A 20,874-nucleotide genomic window follows, 5' to 3' on the forward strand; every position below is an offset into this window, starting at 1 on the left:
AACACGAGATTACAAAACACCGAATGAGTTATTTAAAGGAATACCCACTCATTTACTTCGTCCATTACGGTGTTGCGCTTAATATGTGAATCCAAGCTTGATTGTTTATGCAGAAAGCTGATTAAACTAATTTAATAAAACAATATTCCTCTAAATTCATATGTTGTTTTTTATTAATCATTAATTAAATTATTTACCTCCTCCACTCTTCCAAAAAATTAATATCCCACCATGAATAATAATATTTTTTAAATATAAAAAATAATGAATTAGTGAATACATTCATTAATCTTTCCGAGATTTTTTTTAAAACCATTTTCTTAGTAAACATCTTTGGAGATATTATTTCATCAAGTAATCACATTTTGGTAACATTTTTAATTTAAAAAACGAAAAACTTCCAATTTAACAGTCTGCATTGAGATCGTCATCTGTTGGTGTCTTTTTTATTTTTGTTACTAAGATGTTGTAAATTAGTTAATTCTAATTATTGCATTTTAGTTCTAATTATTATGCTATAGCACATTGCAGGTGGAGAATATTATGCCGAAATCGTCTCATTGGTAGTCTGAACATATGGGGTGAAACTAACCTTCTCTGATTTTTTTCAGTTTATATCATCGATTTTATTAATAATGACTTTTCAAAGAGCGATGCGCCAGAAAGCGAATTGAAAGCGAATTGAAAGCTGCCACTTTATAAAAAATGGAATCTCTATTATGAAAAAAAACAACTCGGCACGACAGATATTTTTGTGGCTGACATTATTTTTTGGATTATTACCTGCCGGGGCATCAATGGCTGCGACCGAATATCAGGAACAGGGTAAAAAAAATTTACCTGATAGTTGGTTATCAGAGGAATTTAATCATCAATGGGGACTGGCTGCAATTGGTGCCCATTATGCTTATGCACGCGGTTATACAGGGAAAGGCGTTAATGTTGGTGTATTAGATGAAGCTGTTACTAATCACCCTGAATTTGCAAATAAATTGAAAACCCTGAACCCAGAAGATCCTTGGAATTATGACGAGAATCCCTATACCGGTGTTATCAGTTTCGGTGCACATGGCAATCATGTCTCGGGAATTATTGCGGCAAACCGGGATGGCAAGGAAATGCACGGTGTGGCATTTGATGCAGGTTTGATTACTGGAAAATATTTGCAAAACGATTATAACCGTACAGAAGCCATGATCCAGAGTAATGCACGTGTCATCAATAACAGTTGGGGAGTTCGCCCGGACTATTATGTTGATCAAAATGGTAATCCCAAACGGAGACCCGATGGCACAATCGACTACTACAAAGTCACTCTGCAAGATGTGATCAATTATGTCACACCGATTAAAGATGAATTGGATCGGTTAAGTCGTTCTCCAATACCAGAACTTGATGACTACATAACCAGAAGTGCAGGTTTATTGCGTGCGGCACGTCATGGAAAATTAGTTGTTTTTGCAGCAGGAAATTCAAATAACTATAACGTAACCTGGATGCATGCAGGTACGCCCTACTTTTTCCCTGATGCATTGAAAAATTACCTCAATGTTGCCAACCTGACTCGAGAGAATCAGATTAACATCTCTTCAACAAGCTGTGGATATACTGCCAGTTTCTGTTTGTCCGCACCAGGTACTAAGATTTACAGCAGTACAGGTGATTTTGTTTCGAAAAATGGAAGTTATATTAATGAACATGCTTTAAATAATGGTGAACTGGAGATTGATCCTACCTATGCGGCTTATACAGGTACATCAATGGCATCGCCCCATGTAGTTGGTGCGGCGGCTGTCTTGATGCAACGTTTTCCGTATATGACCGCAGGACAAATCTCTGATGTTCTGAAAACCACAGCGACAGATTTGGGTGAACCAGGCTTGGACGATCTGTATGGTTGGGGAATGTTGAACCTGAAAGATGCGATTGATGGACCTAAGATGTTCATTACTGAGAAAGACATTTCCCCCAAATATTACATTCCAGGCTCTTATACTGAAACCCAGTTTATCGCCAATATTCCGGGATTAGGCGGTATGCTTGAGGAAGGAACCACGGTTGAACGGGTATGCGACAGCATTGAATGTGTTTATGACATCTGGAGCAATGATATCAGCGGTCACGGAGGATTGACGAAAACCGGTAAGGGTATTCTGGATCTTGCGGGTAAAAATAGCACCTATAAAGGCCGAACGTTAGTGGAAAAAGGTCTGTTACAGGTTAGCGGTTCCATTACCTCAGATGTTACCGTTCACGATGGAGCAACTTTAGGCGGAAGCGGTACGGTTGGTTCTATCGTAGCTGACACTGGCGCCAATATTGCACCCGGTGATTTATACTCATACGGTACAATGAGTTCAAGCGGTATACTGAGCATCAATCGTGATGTTACCTTCCATACTGGTTCACGTTATTTGGTAGAAGTTGCACCAAATAGTCAGGGGCAAAGCGATCGTATTCTCAGTAATGGCTTAGCGACACTGAACGGCGGCGAAGTGCAAGTCAGACTGGAAAACAACAGAAACCTGCTATCAAAACCAGAAGTTCGCAGTTTGTTTGATCAGCAATACAACATCCTGCAAGCAAACCGTGGTATCAATGGTAAGTTTACGACTGTAGTGCCGAATTATTTATTTGTTGGTACAGAACTGAGTTATCAATCTGACCGAGTGATGTTGGATATTAAACGTAATTCCACCACATTCGCCAGTTTAGGTATGACAACTAATGAACGTGCTGTGGCTCATGCAGCCGATAAACTAAATCTTGGTCATCCGGTTTATGAAAGTATTTTGATGTCTGACACGGCAACACAGGCCAGACAAGCATTCCAACAACTATCTTCTGGACAGATCCATGATGATATTGCCATAGCGCAGGTCAATAGTAGCCGCTACTTACGTGATACATTGAATACCCGTTTGCGTCAGGCTGATGGTGAAATTGCTGGTCAGGATATCAAATCAGATAAAAATGGTGCTTGGGTGCAAATAATAGGTAACTGGCAACGTGCTAATGGGAACAGTGACATCAACGGTTACCGTGTGTCCAATTACGGCGTGTTATTGGGTGCGGATAAAGAATTGGGTAATGACTGGCGGTTAGGTGTTGCCACCGGTTATACCCGTTCTTCGCTGAAGGGTAGTTATAGCACTTCAGCACGCAGTGATAATTTCCATCTGGGCCTATACGGCAGCAAACAGATTGATGCCCTGGCATTGCGTGCTGGAGCTGCCTATAGTTGGCATCGTTTTGACACAGAACGTTCGGTAGCTTTTGGTCGCCAATCCGATAACCTGAAAGCTAAATATGGTGCACAAACCGGGCAATTGTTTACTGAAGCGGCTTATGGCATTAACACATCCGGGCTGAATTTAGAACCATTTGCCAACGTGTCATATGTTAACTTCCGCAACAATAGCATTAATGAGCACGGTGGTGCGGCTGCGCTGCACGGCAATAAACAATCGAAAAACGCAACTTTCTCAACATTAGGTTTACGTGCTGACCAAAAATGGAAGACTAAAAATGAAATAACAGTCGGCCTGTATGGTGAATTAGGTTGGCAACACCAGTTCGGGAGCGTAGATCGCGGTACTAAATTAAGTTTCAGTAATAGCGATTCAACGTTTACCATTAACAGTGTTTCTCCAGAACGTGATGCCGCAGTCATCAAAGCTGGTACAGAATTGGGTCTCAATGAAAACACGAGACTGTCATTGGGATATAGCGGTGTATTGTCAGGCAGCAACAAAGATAACGGAGTGTTCTTGAACGCGGCTTGGAAGTTCTAATCATAATCTGCTGTTTAATAAAAAACTCACTGTTGGCGACGGCTGACGACGATTCTTCACCAAATTTTATATAGCATTTCCGTAATACTAAACATTATGCTTTAAATTTCATCAAGTAATTTCAGCTAACTCATTATAAACTATGGATACAAAAAATGGCTCACCTGTTCTGTGAGCCATTTTTATTCTTATTACAACTTTTTCTTATTTTTTATTTTTATTATAAAGCGTTAATCAGGCAAACGTCCCCTTGCTGATAGTGGTATCTGTCCACGCCATTGCAATAGCGACTTTCGCCTTACTATCCAGATTCTCAATGAAACCATTATCCCCCGCTGTCGGGGCGAAACTGCTCATAGCCTGAATCAAAGAATCAACCGCATTATCTGATAATGCAGTAAATTCTCGCTCTCCTGACGCATCTTTACTACCCATTTGAGCCACTAATTTGGCACGATGACCATTAAAGTAATCCTGAAAAGTCACTGAACCCATTGATGCAAATATACTCTGAGCAGTTTTATCCCGAGCAGGACGATTCACTGACAACACCAAATTGTATCCACTGCGTTGGAACCACAAATTTTTCCAGTCAACACCGTCAAACAAGATCATATCTTCTGCGTTGATATCGTTAACCCGATTATCAATCACTTCTCCGCTGACCACAAAGCTATCTACACCTGTTCCGCCCTGGAAGCTGTTCTGATAACCACCCAGCACCAGCAGATCCTGCCCCTCTCCGCCGTCAAACTGGCTGAACTTCGAAATCGCAGCGGCTATCAGGTGATCATCACCTTCTCCACCGTTAATCACCGCATGGTAGCCCATCAGTTTAACTGTATCATTGCCGGAATAACCGTCGATCCGGTTGTCATTACCAAACACTCTGGCAAAGTCATTGCCTTCACCTAAATCAACCCGGTTGTTATTGCCGATAGTCACCGTATAGTCCTGATCTGCTCCGGTATCCACCCGATTGTAGTTACCGGAAGTGACGACATAATCCTGTCCGTTACCCGCATCAATAAGGCCACCTTCCCCAAAGACAAACGTCTGGTCATTACCTTCACCCATAAAGACATGGTTAATACGTCCGGCTACCACTGCGGTATCATCACCATTTCCGCCAAACATCCAGTTTTCACGCCCCATCAGGACGCCCAAATCATTGCCTTCACCACCAGCAAAGATATTAGATGTTCCTAGTGAGTAGTAAACATCATCACCGCGACCACCCCAAAAGTTGTTGTTATCGCCCAGATAGGCACCGAGATCTTTACCATCTCCGCCCCAGTTGAAGTTATAGTTCCCCAGTGACACATGAATATCACCATCCCCTTGCAGATGACCACTGTTACGCAGGAAATCAAACGTTTTCTGCTTCATGTTGAGCAGATCCGCTGTCAGGTTTTCTTTTAAGTTAGACACTAACAACTTCATCTCTTGTTGCTTATCTATGCTAAACATCGTTGCAAACAGGTTAGGCAAGTTCAGCGAATTAAAGCCAAATGCACGTTCTGCTTTGCTATTAGTTTGAGCGCTATTTCCATTGATGCTAATCACAGCGCCTTGTTCCTGATTTTCATTGGGCGCTTTCTCTTTCAAACCATGACCTTCCGCAAATGTTCTAACCCAATCTTCTCCCGCATTGATGTTAGCTTCCAAACTATCCAACAATTTCTCTGGATTAGTGAAGTCTTTCAGTTGATCACCGCCAAATTTCTTTATCACTTCCAGCATTTCTTTTAGCATAGTCTCGCCATCAACAGGCTTGCCTGTCCGGGAAATAATTTTCCCCTCCTCGGTATAATCCACACCAAAGATATCCGCTAAGGTAGTATCCGCACCCACCCCCGATAATCGGCCAAGCAGCTTATTCTGAAGCTGACGTGGTAAGTCCTGCGGGTTGTAGGTAAAGGTTGTTTTCGCCATGCCCGTTGCTGAGTATTGCTGAGTCATCAGACCAAACAGTGAACCCAGATTGGTATCCAAAATTGACTGGATATTGTCACCGAACATAAAGTTCCAGTTACCAGTCGTAACCTGAATATCAGCTCCACGCCCGCCAACAGCAAAATTGAATGCCGACTCCTGATTAGCCAGACGGAATTTATCTGCCCGGCTCATTTTGCCTGCATTGACACTATTGTCATTTTCGCCTAACCACTGATTAAGTTTCTTATTCAGTGCTAATTCAGCATCATATTTTAAACCACGGCTGCTACGTTCATTTTGCGAATCGAGATCAGTCAGGGTTTTATAATCCACGCTGCTGGTTTGGTCTAAACCAGATATATCACGCACAAACTTCTTCGCACCGGCGATTGTCCACTGCTGATCTTGTGCCGCTAGCCAATCCTGCCCTTCACCGGAACGGGCAATACCTTTCAATACGTCAGCAACATGGGCAGTACCATCAAATGGATTGACCAACGGTGGCGTTGGGATGGATTTATCCATCATCACAATCAGGTCATTACTTCGTCCCTGGTTGAAGCTGATGTTGCGATTACCGATAAACATCTGCGCCCCTTCAAGCGCCTGATAGCCGCCAATGTCGAAGCTATGTTTGCTATCACCATGACCGATGTGAACCATCACATTGTTATCACCGAAAGCCAGTGATTTAAAACCACCGGTTCCCACTTTAATGCCGACGTTCGATGTTCCCCAATTAAATGCGGTAAACTCTCCGTCACCAACATTCACCTGGATATTACCGGAATAACTGAGCTGACTATGCGAGTTATCGCTGGTGTTAACCTTTTCACGCTGCTGTGGCTTAATGAAAACTTCAGTGTTATCGGCAATTGCCCCTTTGGTAACTGAATCAGCCTCTGTGTAGCCGACTTTAGAGAAGTTAATATCGCTTTCAGCAATACCATGACGAACCTGTTCTGTATGAGTTATCAATTTATTCTCTGCATTCCAGCTCAATACGATTTTGTTATCAGGCAAGTTGTTAACCCATTGGTTATTTCTATCACGGGTAAATTTACGGCCTGTTGCGTCAACCGCCACTTCGCTACTACGGGCTGAAACATCACTGCGAATACCTTGTTTATCTAACTCAGTCATAAAGTGACGAGCAAAACCATCCCGCTTATCATCACTAATCAGTGAACAGCCCACCAGACTGATGTGATCGGGTTTGCTGATGGCCTTTTCGCCCAGCTTAGCATTCTGATAAAACTGCGTTAATTTCGTCGCCAATTCATCAGCTCTGTAACCACTCAGACGAATGTTATTCTGCTCTGACGTATCACGACCATGACCGACAACCTGCCAGCGTAATTTGTTGGATAATTTAGACAGATCGCCATAAACAACACGATATTTACCGTTAGCGTCGAGTTGAATAACCACGCTGGAATCTGGGTGTTTACCCGCCAGATTAGCGGCTGCTCTGGTAGCTATCGGGTCATCTTCCATCTGAAGAATGATCTGACCCTCAAAACGCGTTTCGCGACCATCAATCTGTGGTGTCACCTCCACCGTTTGCCAGCCATCAACGGCCTTATTCAGATGACTATCGTCGATAATCGTCGGCTCTACCCCTTTATTTTTGCCAGATAACCCGTCTAAGTCTTCCACGGCAGGACGGCTTTGCGGTTTTACTACCGCATACTTCTGATAAAACGCCTGAGTTTCTTTAAAAGCATTATCCAGCGCCTGATTTACCCACACCTTGCCCGATTCCCCGGCAATCTCTGCCAGATCCTGATAATTGGCGGTGTAGCTGTTCAGTACCTGCTGACGCTCATCACCCGTTGCCTGTAATGCCTGGTAAACCGCCAGACTTTCGTTGACAGAGTGACCACCATCAAATACCAAAAATGCCAGCGTATTAAGATAGCTTTGCCCGGTTGGGAAGTCAGGTTGCTTGCTAGCAATATAGTCATTGAGGTGAACCATGATATTGGTTGAACCAGATGCGCCTGTCACCACAGACTGGCCTTGCGCTAATGCATTACGCTCAAATGTAGTTTCGCGTCCGGGGGTCAAGATCCGACCTGCTGCGACTTTTCGGCCATACAAAAAATCGTCATGTTTATTATTCGCAGGTTGGTAGGGCAGCGCTGTGCCATAATCATTGGTCTGCTTTTGCGTGATAACAACTTTGTGCGTAACATCAGTCCCGGTAGTCAGATCAGTACTGGTTGAACGGGCTTTAGTGATCACATTCTGATAGAAAATATCCCCTTTTTTCTTCCAGTCAGCAATATCCATCCCCATTCCTGGTGTAGTCGCCATTTTTACCGCCAGAAACGGCACCTTAATCACAGAAAAACCATCATCAACTTTAGTCATCATGGTCTTGAAATTGGCAAAAGTCGGATCGCCCAGGAATGTCGTTATCTCAGGCACTCTGCTGAACCAAGGACGAAAATCCTTATCAATCGACTTGGCAAAAGATTGCATCTTGCTGGCAATTTTCTGGTCACGGTCACGATCAGCAACTTCGGGATAAAAAACACTTATCGACTTCTCAAAGTCCTGTATCAGGAAGTTACCTGTTTGTTTAGCGGTATCTTTCGCCTCCGGTGATGCCGTGTTCACCAGTTCATAAGCCAGTTCAGAATCAAAATGACGGCCAAATAGGTTATCAATATATTGCCCGGTGGCCTTCTCTTTGTTGGCATCAGCCAACAGCTGTTGAGTCAGCGTGTGCAACTCAGGATGCATTTGCAACTGGGTAACAGCATCCTTAAATAATTCTTTGGTTTTTTCATTCGTTACTTGTCCGGTAAGCCAAAGTTCTCTGGCGCGTTCAATCAAAGGCTTACCTTCTGGGATAGCTTCTTGTTGTAATCGGCTGACGAAAACGATAAGGCTCTCGCTTTCGGTCTTAGGTGCATCCCGCTCCGCGGTGGAGTTAATCTGGGTTAATGGCTTAATTTGCAAATCAATGAGACGATTAATTTCGCTTTGCTCAATATCGCCTTTCATGCCCACCACACGCCCGAAACCATCAAAGGATATCTGCTGACCAAACTGTGGCACTTGCTCAGGTGGCACAGTGATACCCAAAATTCCGGCTGACTCAGTTCTTTGGGCCTGAATGTGAGCAATCAGCTCACCCATCTCAAAACGTAAGCTTTTCACCAGCTTACTACGCTGAGCGAATTCTTTGGGGTCATTCTGCTGCCAATGAGCTAACGCGTACTCAAGCTGCAATACATGCTGTTCATCAGGCTGTTCGACGGTGCTGTTAAAAGCCTCACGCACGGCCACCAGCGCCTTACCAGGCAGATCGGTATTTATCGAACCAAGATGTCTTTTAGTAGAATCAATAAACCTCTTGTTTCCCTTACTCAGTAAGACAAGCGCCAATTTTTTGAGTACAGAATGGTTATTTCCCCCTAATCCTTGCAGATCAATACCTGAAATCGTCGGCGCTTTTCTGGTTAACTCTCTGGGCTGATTTAAGGTTGATTCCACCGTACTACTGCCACTGGATGATGTTTCGGTAAACATTGAAATGATCGAAGCACCGGGATTTTCTGAACGCATCCCTTTATTAAGCTGTAACCGATTGACTGCCTGCTGCGCATTGTTCAAAGCGGCCAGGTCTTCTTCTGTTAATGTTAAATCTTCGCTAATCCAACCGTCAGCTTCAGTTTTCAATGCAGGATCGATATGACTCTTCGATTTCTCCACTTCAATCGGTGTATAAACTTCCCCAGATAAACCGCTACCCGTTGCCCCGGTACGCTCTGGTTTAGCATCATCAGCCTGTTTCACGCTTTTTGCATTCTTCTGCGCCTGAGCCGCTTTATTTTCCGCCGCTGTACCGTCACTTTCACCACGCTGTTTCGCTTTTTCATACGCGGTATTGGCGTCACCCTCAGCTTTTTCGGCCCGTTGTTTCTGTAATAATGCCTCTTCTTTTCTCTGCTCTGCTTTTTGCTTAGCGTCTGCAATATCTTCGTCTGCATTACCTATATTTTCGAGACTTTTTCCTGAACCTGCCTCTGATTTCTCCAGGGCTTTTTTTATTACTTCTCGTTTATTAATAAAGTGCTGCTGTATATCAACTAATTTTTCTTGTGCAGTCAGTTTGGCATCATTTAATCTATTCTGGGTGTGATCCAGATATCCAACAGCAAACCGATTACGCCACTCATCACCTGATTTGCCATCATAATTTCCATAGTTATTAAGCGCATCCATACCTTGAGTCATGGAGAATAGTTCTTGTGTGACCATCCTGGACTCTTCACTTATTGCATCACGCTGTACTTGCCCATTCTTATTCAGCGCATCTTGATTGGTTGATTCTAGTTGGAATTGTGATTTTGAAATTGCTTTAAGTTGTTTATCTTGCTCTTGTTCCAGAAGCTGACGATTCATCTCAGCTTTTTCTTTATCGTTTAACGCATTTTGCGCGGCTTTATCTTGCGTTGCATGTCTGATAACCGCATCAGCGTGTGGTGATGTCTGATCCTGAGCTGAAGCAACATTATCTACAATCTGCAATGCATTCTGAATAACCTCAGAATCAGGCGTTTCTACCGGGGTTATTGCGCCACTCAAGTTGTTCGCCAGATCCGAACTCACTTCATCAATTTTATCCATCTGGAAGCCATCAATGGCGGAAACTTCGGTTAAATTAATCGCTCCTCTACCTTTATTAAGTCCAGAAGTATTAGACTCATTATCATGGATCAGATAATTAATCGCCTGGCTACCTTCCACATTTAATACAGTTTGTTTAATACTCTCAAACAGAGAAGAGAGATGACTACTTTGTGTGTTGCTCTCTGCAATAGAAAGACTGTATAAATCACCATTACCAATCTTAATCGCCACATTATTGCGTGCATAGGAGGCATTGATCCCCAGACCATCACCAATATGAATATTGGCATTGCCTTTGCCTTTCATGATCGCAACATTGAGACCATTGCCGACTTTAGTATTAACGTTATATTCACCCCACACCGCGTTGACTGAAACTCCATCACCTACTTTGGTATTCACATTAAGGTCGCCATGCGTCGCAGTCACGCTTAAACCATTCCCCACCGTGGTGGTGATATTAGCTTTACCCTTTGCCGCAGTAACCTGCATACCATCACCGACTTTGGTGACAATATTGCCTTTACTCCACAAGGCGTTAAAGCTGACACCGTTACCAATTTGAGTCACAACGTTGGCATCAGCTTTGGCGAGTACCACATTATTCCCGTCGCCTACCTTAGTAATGACATTAGCATTGCCCCAGGCTCCCGTGTAATCATCACCGTTACCAACATGGGTGATAATGTTGGCATCTCCCTGGACTACCGTAACTTCTCGCATTCCTCCCACTTTGGTAATGATATTAGCTTTACCTTTCGCGAAATTGTAACGGTCGCCCTGACCAACATGAGTCAGGACATTAGCCTCACCCCAGACGGCGTTAATACCAGTGCCATTCCCCACCTTGGTAATGATATTAGCTTTACCTGTAGCGAAACCAATAGTTGTACCATCACCAATGTGTGTCATGATGTTACCCACATCAGAAATAAGCAGGCCGACCGTCGTGCCTCTACCCACTTTGGTCAGAATATTGCCTTGACCTAATAGCACAGCAGCCGTCGTTGATGCTCCCATATGAGTAACAACATTAGCCTCAGCCGCTGCCACAACCCCCATAAAACCATCACCCACTTTGGTGACAATATTGGCTTCACCCAGTGCCAGTACGCCTGTTAAGCCTTTACCATAATGCGTCATGATATTAGCCTCACCAAACATTGCCGCCAGCGTTGTACCATCACCCACTCTGGTCATCACGTTCAACTCACCGGCAAACAAACCAATACTTGTCCCATCACCATCGTGAGTATAGATATTGGCATTCCCCACCATTAAGCCGACGGTCAAATCATTACCCACTTTCGTCAGAATATTGGCTTCCCCGATCATAGCGGCAAATGTCTGGCCATTACCGACATGGGTCATCGCATTGGCTTCGCCTATCATTGCTGCCAGGGTCGTACCATTACCCACTTTGGTTGCAACATTACCCTCCGCCAGCATCAGGGCAACACTCATTCCATCCCCAACGTGGGTAAACCCATTGCCTTCGGCTACCATCAGAGCCAGCGCTTTACCATCCCCTACTTTGGTAAAGATATTACCCAGACCGCCCATCAACGCCCATGCATTACCGTTACCAACATGGGTAAAGATATTGCCAGCACCAATCATGGCCGCAATTGCGGTTCCATCTCCCACTTTAGTAAAGATGTTACCTGCTGCCCCCATGACCCCCAGTATCTGACCGTCACCGATATGGGTCAGCACATTACCAATTCCAAGCATAATGCCCGTAGTGTCACCATCGCCTACTTTCGTCAGAATATTGGTGCCACCCAACATCATCCCCGTCGTACTCCCGCTACCAATGTGAGTCAGAACATTGGCGCCACCGCCCATCAGCGCAACAGCATCACCTCTCCCCTTTTTGGTCAGGATATTGGCACCGCCCAGAGCAATTGCTGTGGTGTCTGATATTTCATTATCACCCGAAATATGCGTGATAATGTTGGCTCCACCGAGCATCCCGGAAACCAGATGACCTGCTGCAAGCTTGGTCAGTACATTGGCCCCTCCCACCAATACCGAAGAGACTTCTCCTTTACCTTTCTGGGTCATGACGTTAAAACCGCCCGCACCTAACCAATTCGCGCTACCATTACCTATTTGAGTATGGGTGTTATATCCTCCCTGCATGGTAACCCGGCTGTCGCCATTACCCTGGTGGATTGAGATATTGCCAACCGCCAGAAGATGAGCCAGATACCGCCCATCACCGACACGCACCAGCACATTTGCCGCACCATCGGCGTCAACATCCATTTCCCCATTCCGGCCTTGGTGAACAAGTACATTCGCCAAACCTGCACCACGGAATGTCAAATTGCCATTTTCGCCACTTTTTTCGATGATATTGGCAGCACCTGCGCCTTCAAAATGCGTATTACCGAATCTCGAACTATGAAGAATGACATTCGCAACCCCATTACCTTCAAAATTAACATTGCCATTTATCACACTGGATTTAATAACGTTTCCGCCACCCATACCGCTAAAATTAACATCACCGGAACTATCACCAATGTTCGTAGATGACTTCACCAGTTCCTGATGACTATATTCTTCAATATGTTCTAAATGCTCAGAGACACGGCGTACAGTATTGGCTTGATATTTAAGGTTAGTTAGTGAATATCCCCCCACTTCCATCGAGCTATAACCATTTGCGATTGAAAAATCTTCATTGGCCAAATCACCGGTATGGTCGCCTGCTTTGTACCACGCACTGGCATAATATTTCAGCTCTCCGGTTTTAGGATCATTTTTCAACTCTACCATGACCACTTTGGTATATGACTCGACATATTTAGCATAGACATAAGCATTTGATCGACGATTCGATTTCACTGCCGAAACATCTAATACCAAACCATCAAAATGAATTGAATGCCCATGCATTTTTGCATCAATCAGTGTGACATCTTCTGCTTTGGCGGTGGTTCCGCTGGCATAAGTCACCCACTGATTTTCTTGCAAATCTTCTTCAACAGTATGCTGAATAGTAACGGGTCGATGATGTTCAAAGATTAAATTGAAAAGACGGTAATCATCATCATTGCTTATATCATCAAATCCATTCTCTGAAGAGATATCTTCCGTAGCAAGATTTTCGAGTTGATTACCATTTTTACGCCATGAAGTTGCGTAATAATTAAGCTTACCGGTTTCAGGATCATTTCTCAGCTGAACTTTGCTGATCTTAGTATATTCTCCGTCAGCAAACGCAAAGAGATAAGTATTAGGCTCAGTTGTTGATTTTATACCTGTCACTTGCTGGGGTTTCTGGACTCTCATCTTCGCCGTTGTTAATACAATTTCTTCAGCTTGAGCGTACTCCAAAGCTTTATCATACGAATCGCTATCTTCACCTATTCTTGATATTTCATTGTAACCACCGGCACCAGAGAAACTGATATTACCATGAGCTATATCAGAATAAATTTTGTTATAACCACCCACACCTTCAAATTCGATATTACCGCGAGTCTGTTCATATTTATCTTTACTATCTCGCAGACGCTCAATGCGATTTGATGCTCCTGCACCATGCAAGATAATATTGCCCTCTTTCCCTTTACGAATAATGTGGTTATCAACCCCTATACCTGTGAAATCAATATTACCGCTTTCAACCCGCGAGCTGATGCTATTTGCTGCCCCGCCACCATTAAATATCACATCTCCGTGGCTTTCTTCATAACGGCCATACCAAGTACGGTCAATTTTATTACCCGCTCCTGCGGCATCAAAATTTAAATCCCCCTGATTAGTTTCGTGCCATAATTCGTTATAACCGCCGATACCTTGAAACGCCATATCACCGGATTGCCCTTTACGACTCATGTGGTTATAAGCAGCAGCGCCGGCGAAATCCAGGTTACCGCGACTACCTCGGTGATCCATAGAAACACCGCCCGCCACGCCAGCAAATGAAATATTGCCATTCCCGTTTTTATCAATACTTGCGTAACCTGTGGCACCATGTACATTCAGATCACCGTCAATACTCACTATTTTTAAATATCCGGCACCACCATCTACAACCTTATTGCCAGAACTGGCATAAATTGTTGCCCCTAGCGAACCAACAGTAATATGATCATCTCCTCCTTTAGCATAAATAACTCCCTTTACCCCAACAGCGAAAATATTATTACTACCATCATCATCTTGATATTTCCCGGTAAAGAAATATTCTGTACTGCGGTTTGATGATTTCCCCATAAACAAGCCCTTAATTTAGTTGAGGTTAAATAGAAAACCACTACATCTGGCGGATATAGCAGTTGTCTTGATAATCTAATGTCCCATAAACGATACAAACCCTCTGGATTTTCTACGGAAAAAAATAATGACAGCAATCAATCAGATATTCTTTTATATAATCTGTTCTAATTCAGGCTGATTGCTGTTTTCAGTCATTTTTCGGGCTATTATTTTTCTAAATAATGAAATAAAGAGAAAAGCCCCCTCGTTATAACTGATATCAGAGATGATTTGTTCACATTTTCTAAACATATTTCATCCCCAAAAAGAAATTTATTCACAAAGACAACAAAATATACAAGGAAACAAAGACATTAAGTTCAGAGGAATAATGAGCTTATATATCTATATACCCAATGGATTTCAAGTTGCATCGCGACGGCAAGAGAGCAAACCCGGGAGCATAGATAACTATGTGACCGGGGTGAGCGAGTGCAGCCAACAAAGAGGCAGTTTGAAAGACGAAGTGTATAAATGTGGTTAAATGAATAAGTGGAATAAAATAATATAGGGCAAAAACTCAAAATCAATATTTACACACCATAAAGTCTGTTTACCCCCCATATATTGCCCCATATCCCCCACATTGATGCTCAAAATGCAATAAGACAGTAAAAATTATTAACATTACGAAAATATTAAATTATAGGTTTTCCGTACTAAGAGACAACCTGCATAGCAGGTGGTTTTATGTTTAAGAAGCTTACGCTACTTAAGCTGGCTAAAGTCATAAATAAAAGACCAACCCAAGAAAATTCTTGAGCTGGTTATAAGTTAATCCCTTATATATTAACTACTTAAAATATCATTATCTAATATTCAAAATATTATTTATTAACTAATGAATAGAATATAAACATTTGATGTCATACGTACTTTTTATCCTCTTCGTCAACTAATTGGTTTAATTTCTTGACAAATATGGCTTGCAATTGCTGCCAGTACTCTTCGAAATGTTCTTTATTACGTAAACAGTACGTCATTATTGCTGCACGCAGTACATAAACACAGCGGACTTTTTCCCATTCACTACGGCTAAAACCACATTTTTCTGCGTAATACCACGGTGTATCACCATACTCTTTGTAATCCAATATGGTTGATGATGTGAGAAAATCATTAGTATAAGCACGTCCTGTAGAGTACGAACACAGTTCATAGAATCGTTTATTGAGAACATTATGATTAAGTAGACTGTCGTTACCGACTTCTTTGAATGTGAAATTGATCATATGGAAGTCAGGTGACGACATGATATGAGCTTCAAACCGATGTTTACCCACTTCTATTGGTGGCATATCGGCGAGTTTATTCAATAACCTTTGTGCTGTAACAATACCAGCAGCAATCACTTTCCCATATCCACTAACATTTAGCGGTAATAAACGATGAGTGGCCCAAAGTGCCGCAGCTGTAGCACCAGATTTTGACCCTTCCATGATAAATGAACCTAGAGTTTTCCGATTATTGTTTTCAGTATTCGTTTCAGCACCCTTTGCTTCAAAGGTACCATTTTCTTGAAAGACATACGCCGCACGGGAAGATATTAAATCTAGAATACGCTTGTCTTTCATGCAGATGGCACCAGCAGCGTATTGAATGAAACCTACTTTATGTGGGTCAATGGTGATTGAATCAACTTCTTTCAACGCCTTGAAACTTTGGTAAATTTCTGGCTTTGGCCAGCTGATATTTTCTGGCATAATTTCCATTGAATGATGATAATCAGCCAACTTGTTATATTCTATAAATTTTCCTTCTTCATTCAGTAACATAGTACAAGCATATCCTGCATAAGCGGCATCAACATGGATATAGAATGACTTGCCATAACGCTCTTCACACTCCTGCCTTAATGCAATAACTTCATCAATCTGATCAATCGCCCCAACTTCTGTTGTTCCAACAACAGCAATCATCGCCAAAATTGACTCATCCTTTTCAATTAAATCAAAAGTGATTTCGCGCATACTGGCAACATCAGTTTGATAATTTTTATTGACGGGTAGTGGAACAATGTTTTCTTGACCAATACCAAAAATATCGGCTGCCTTCATCCAAGAGTAATGTTTAGATTGTGGAACTAACAACTTGCCTAGAATTTCCGGGTTCACTCCAGTACCCCGGCATGTTATATCGCGAATTTCCTCAAAAATTCCTCGTTCCTGTAATTCGCTGATTAAATCCAGAATTTCAGCTGTTGGCATATTCATCAATTGCTGGTGTGATTTATGGCTGACCAAATCTTTCGTTTCAGGGTGTTGAGATATTGCAAAAGGTAATGTTTTTAAATTTCGGGCAACCCACAATCCTTCATAGTTAGCCACTGTTCCACCAGAAGTGATGTGCCCCCAAGCTTTTTGAGGGTCATAGCCAAACATGCGGCAGAGATCCAATCCGGATTCAAGCTCCAATTCTGTTGTTGTGGGAGATGCTTCATAAGCACAGTTATTCGGGTTGTACATCATGGCCATAACATAGGCAAGATTAGAAACCATTAAGGTATCACTGTTGATGTGACCCAGATAACGGGGAGAAAAGAAAGGAATAGATGTGTTTTTCAGTTTTGCTGATAATTGATTCAATATTCCTTCTGTTCGATAAAGTGTTTCTCTGTAGTTATGTTCATAGCGCTCCATGGATGTAATTAAAGCCGCGTCTCCTGGATGAAAGCCTGAACGCCAATGCATGTGCTCACTAACTGCATAATCCATCATTTCTCTAAAAAAAACAGCATTCTCGGATTTTGGACCTAAAAACAACGCATCTACGTTCAAATTTTGATGAATTAACTTAGTCATAATTACGCAACCTTTTAACTGATTTTTGTATTTGCAGTAAATTTATACATTTATTAATAATATTGTTTTTATTTTCTGCGTTAATGACGGATCGATTGTGACGAAAGTAAGGCTATTGTGGTAAATGTTTGAAAAAAATTATTTATTTTATATCGACTCATAAAAAATATTCTGCAAGATATAGATAGTCAATCTACTTCATAGATATAAAACATAATCCTTATAATATTAATAATAAGTTAATAATTAAGTTGAGATTTGTGCGCTACCACAAAGAAATGAGATAACAAACCCATAATGAATGTGCGGTAATGTTTTTTTATGAAACTATAAAAGAGGAGGTGTTCACGCATGACAGATTAGTGACATTGTCACTAATCTGTCATGCAGAACGAAAGAATAGAATAATTAATCGGGACAGAATGAATTATCGATCATGTATTGCATATAATGAAAAATGTATACTGATTAACCAACTCAGCAATAAACATGACAATTGTCCCGATAAGAATCGAGGTATTGTTACGAATCAAGAGCTTGTCTCTTCCCTTCCATAAGGCATAAATCCAGATTGCCATTCCAATAATATATAAGCACCAAGAAATCATTCTCAGCCCAAAAGCACGCTCAACCGGATGAGGAAAATGAGGAAAGATAGCGCTGTCATTAATTATTGTTGTTTCTGTTAACCATCCCATATAGGGGTGTTCAATGAGTCTCGTTGTTACACTGATAAACACGACAAGCAAAGCTGCCATCACCAATTTAATGGATAACTTTCCTCGGATGTATTTTCTCAGCGGGTAACCGATAAATGACAGTGCCAATGCTGGGCCCAATGTAAATACAGCACTATAAAACAGAAAATAGGTATTAACATTTGTCCATATGAGCATGGCACTATTAACATAGATAATCGCCATATAATAGAGATCAATTAATCCAATTACACCAATAACAAATATAATGTAAACATGTATTCTTTTTATAATCACAATAAAAAGAGCATAAAAAACAAGCAATCCAAAATATATGGCAGCAAAGATTTTTTCTATGTTTACACATTCCTGCAGGATATTGCACAATGAATGATAAATATTAAATGGATACTCCAGAATATTCAGAGAAGCAACCAGCCCTAACCCTGCCAATAATCCACTCACTAATAATGTTCTTAGTAATATTTTTTGCACAAGAATAGTCACAGAATGTTGCCATGTGTTTAATTCGTGCTTAAGCCAGTAAATAAAAAGTGCGCTCATCAATACAAGCCCCACTGAGCTTTGTACTATCATTGTAAATGCAATTAATAACCATTCGCTCATGTCAACTCTATTCCATTTTTCTGTAACCAAACAACATCATCGACGCGTATTACATCCATATATTATTGACTCAATATTAGTTTGATTGATATTTTATATTGTACATCTAAAATTTTACATAACTTCACTGTTAATCAAAAAAATTCATTTTTTCGCTCATGATGATAAATAGCGTGATGAATGGAATTATCTGGTCCTTATCAGAGCTACCTAAGTATGTTAAATTCACTCATATCAATCACTTCTAATGAGCATTCCCTATGATCCCGGAAAAACGTATTATTAGTTGGATTCAATCTGGTGGTTGTGCAATCCACTGTCAGGATTGTAGCATCAGCCAGCTCTGCATTCCTTTCACCTTAAATGAACATGAGCTTGATCAACTTGATAATATCATCGAGCGTAAGAAACCCATCCAGAAAGGGCAAACGTTATTTAAGGCTGGTGATGCGCTGAAGTCACTCTATGCCATTCGTTCTGGGACAATCAAAAGTTATACTATCACTGAAGAAGGTGATGAACAGATTACAGGTTTTCATCTTGCAGGTGATCTGGTTGGATTTGATGCCATCATTAATACTGAACATCCAAGTTTTGCCCAAGCTCTGGAAACATCAATGGTATGTGAAATTCCATTTGAAACTCTGGATGACCTTTCAGGGAAAATGCCTAATCTCCGCCAGCAAATGATGCGCTTGATGAGTGGCGAAATCAAAGGTGATCAGGAAATGATTTTATTGTTATCGAAAAAAAATGCGGAAGAAAGGTTGGCCGCATTTACCTATAACCTGTCTCGCCGCTTCGCACAACGTGGTTTTTCACCTCGAGAATTCCGTTTGACCATGACTCGCGGAGATATAGGCAATTACCTTGGTTTAACCGTTGAGACAATCAGTCGCTTACTTGGTCGTTTTCAGAAAAATGGCATTTTGGTGGTTAAAGGTAAGTATATTGCTGTTGAAGATATGGATAAATTGACTGAATTGGCTGGCAAGGCTCCTGCTAATGCATCCTAACGTTACCTAAAATTTAAGCCAGATCACTATATTTTGCTGATCTGGCATTCTCTTTGCCTGTTATAGTTATCCATATTGGTTTATCTTCTGTATGCAAAAAGCATCCATACTCAGCGAGGAACTCAATATGGCAAACTACCAGAATCTCTTAGTTGCAATTGACCCTAATCAGGATGATCAGCCAGCATTAAGACGGGCTGCTTATATCATTCAGCGTAACGGGGGTCGGATTAAAGCATTTTTACCTATTTATGACCTTTCCTATGAAATGACTACCCTGCTTTCTCCAGAAGAAAGAAGTGCCATGCGTAAGGGTGTGATTGGTCAGCGAGTTGCTTGGATAAAACAACAAGCTCATTATTATCTTGAATCAGGAATTGATATTGAGATTAAAGTGGTTTGGCATAATCGTCCTTATGAAGCCATAATTCAAGAAATTATCACTGGAAAACATGACTTGTTATTGAAAATGGCTCATCAACATTCTCGGTTAGAGTCCATGATTTTTACTCCACTTGACTGGCATTTGTTACGCAAGTGTCCTTGTCCAGTCTGGATGGTGAAAGATCAAGTATGGCCCGATAACAGCTCTGCTGTTGTTGCCGTCAATTTATCCAATGAAGAACCTTATCATACTGAACTCAATCTTAAATTAGTTCGTGAAACACAAGATCTTGCTAATCGAATTGTAAAAGACCCTTTGATTCACCTTGTTAGTGCTTATCCTGTTGCACCTTTAAATATTGCAACTGAACTCCCTGATTTTGACCCCAATGTGTATAATCAGGCATTGCGTGGCCAACATTTGATTGCAATGAAAGAATTGCGTCAAAAATTTTATATTGATGAACAGTATACCCATGTTCATGAAGGTGTACCGGAAAAGGTCATTCCTGAAGTCTGTGATGAACTCAATACAGGTGTGGTTGTTTTAGGCATTCTGGGTCGAACTGGTTTATCTGCTGCGTTTCTTGGTAATACAGCAGAGCATGTTATCGATCGACTTAAATGTGATCTGTTGGCAATTAAGCCTGATGGATTTGTTTGCCCGATTAGTTTAGATGATGAATAAAACAAT

The 20,874-nt window shown here is 41.7% G+C and carries 6 protein-coding genes; 3 read left to right on the forward strand and 3 right to left on the reverse strand.

From position 1 onward, the window contains the following. The first annotated feature begins 719 nt into the window (after nucleotides 1-719). Nucleotides 720-3,794, forward strand: coding sequence for an autotransporter domain-containing protein (locus BM329_RS07545; protein WP_092551126.1), 3,075 nt, complete (start codon nucleotides 720-722; stop codon nucleotides 3,792-3,794). Nucleotides 3,795-4,028: 234 nt separating this feature from the next. Here the strand turns inward: BM329_RS07545 and rtxA are convergent, their stop codons facing one another. From rtxA to BM329_RS07560, 3 genes are all read right to left on the reverse strand, one after another. Next, the gene (rtxA, locus tag BM329_RS07550; RefSeq protein WP_092551129.1) at nucleotides 4,029-14,612 is read right to left on the reverse strand and encodes an MARTX multifunctional-autoprocessing repeats-in-toxin holotoxin RtxA; all 10,584 of its coding nucleotides are present in this window, start codon (nucleotides 14,610-14,612) and stop codon (nucleotides 4,029-4,031) included. A 908-nt stretch (nucleotides 14,613-15,520) separates the two neighbouring features. Next, a complete protein-coding gene (locus BM329_RS07555; RefSeq protein WP_092551132.1) occupies nucleotides 15,521-17,455 on the reverse strand; it encodes a pyridoxal phosphate-dependent decarboxylase family protein in 1,935 nt (644 codons plus the stop codon). A gap of 434 nt (nucleotides 17,456-17,889) precedes the next feature. After that, nucleotides 17,890-18,780 carry a dimethyl sulfoxide reductase anchor subunit family protein gene (locus tag BM329_RS07560; RefSeq protein ID WP_092551135.1) on the reverse strand — a complete coding sequence of 297 codons (891 nt, stop codon included), beginning with the start codon at nucleotides 18,778-18,780 and terminating at the stop codon, nucleotides 17,890-17,892. A gap of 260 nt (nucleotides 18,781-19,040) precedes the next feature. On the opposite strand from BM329_RS07560, the gene BM329_RS07565 reads away from it, so the two are divergent. Together BM329_RS07565 and uspE are read left to right on the forward strand one after the other, a co-directional pair. After that, entirely contained in the window at nucleotides 19,041-19,796 is a 756-nt protein-coding gene (locus BM329_RS07565; protein ID WP_092551138.1) for a fumarate/nitrate reduction transcriptional regulator Fnr, read from the forward strand. 127 nt (nucleotides 19,797-19,923) lie between these two features. Continuing rightward, on the forward strand, nucleotides 19,924-20,868 hold the full coding sequence (gene uspE, locus BM329_RS07570) for a universal stress protein UspE (protein WP_092551141.1): 945 nt from the start codon (nucleotides 19,924-19,926) through the stop codon (nucleotides 20,866-20,868). Nucleotides 20,869-20,874: the final 6 nt, after the last annotated feature.

The organism is Xenorhabdus koppenhoeferi, from assembly GCF_900116635.1.
GTDB classification, from domain to species: Bacteria; Pseudomonadota; Gammaproteobacteria; order Enterobacterales; family Enterobacteriaceae; genus Xenorhabdus; species Xenorhabdus koppenhoeferi.

Excerpts from the sequence above, each read along its gene's own strand:
- BM329_RS07545 (WP_092551126.1), top strand. The coding sequence starts at position 720 with ATGAAAAAAAACAACTCGGCACGACAGATATTTTTGTGGCTGACATTA.
- rtxA (WP_092551129.1), bottom strand. The coding sequence starts at position 14,612 with ATGGGGAAATCATCAAACCGCAGTACAGAATATTTCTTTACCGGGAAA.
- BM329_RS07555 (WP_092551132.1), bottom strand. The coding sequence starts at position 17,455 with ATGACTAAGTTAATTCATCAAAATTTGAACGTAGATGCGTTGTTTTTA.
- BM329_RS07560 (WP_092551135.1), bottom strand. The coding sequence starts at position 18,780 with ATGAGCGAATGGTTATTAATTGCATTTACAATGATAGTACAAAGCTCA.
- BM329_RS07565 (WP_092551138.1), top strand. The coding sequence starts at position 19,041 with ATGATCCCGGAAAAACGTATTATTAGTTGGATTCAATCTGGTGGTTGT.
- uspE (WP_092551141.1), top strand. The coding sequence starts at position 19,924 with ATGGCAAACTACCAGAATCTCTTAGTTGCAATTGACCCTAATCAGGAT.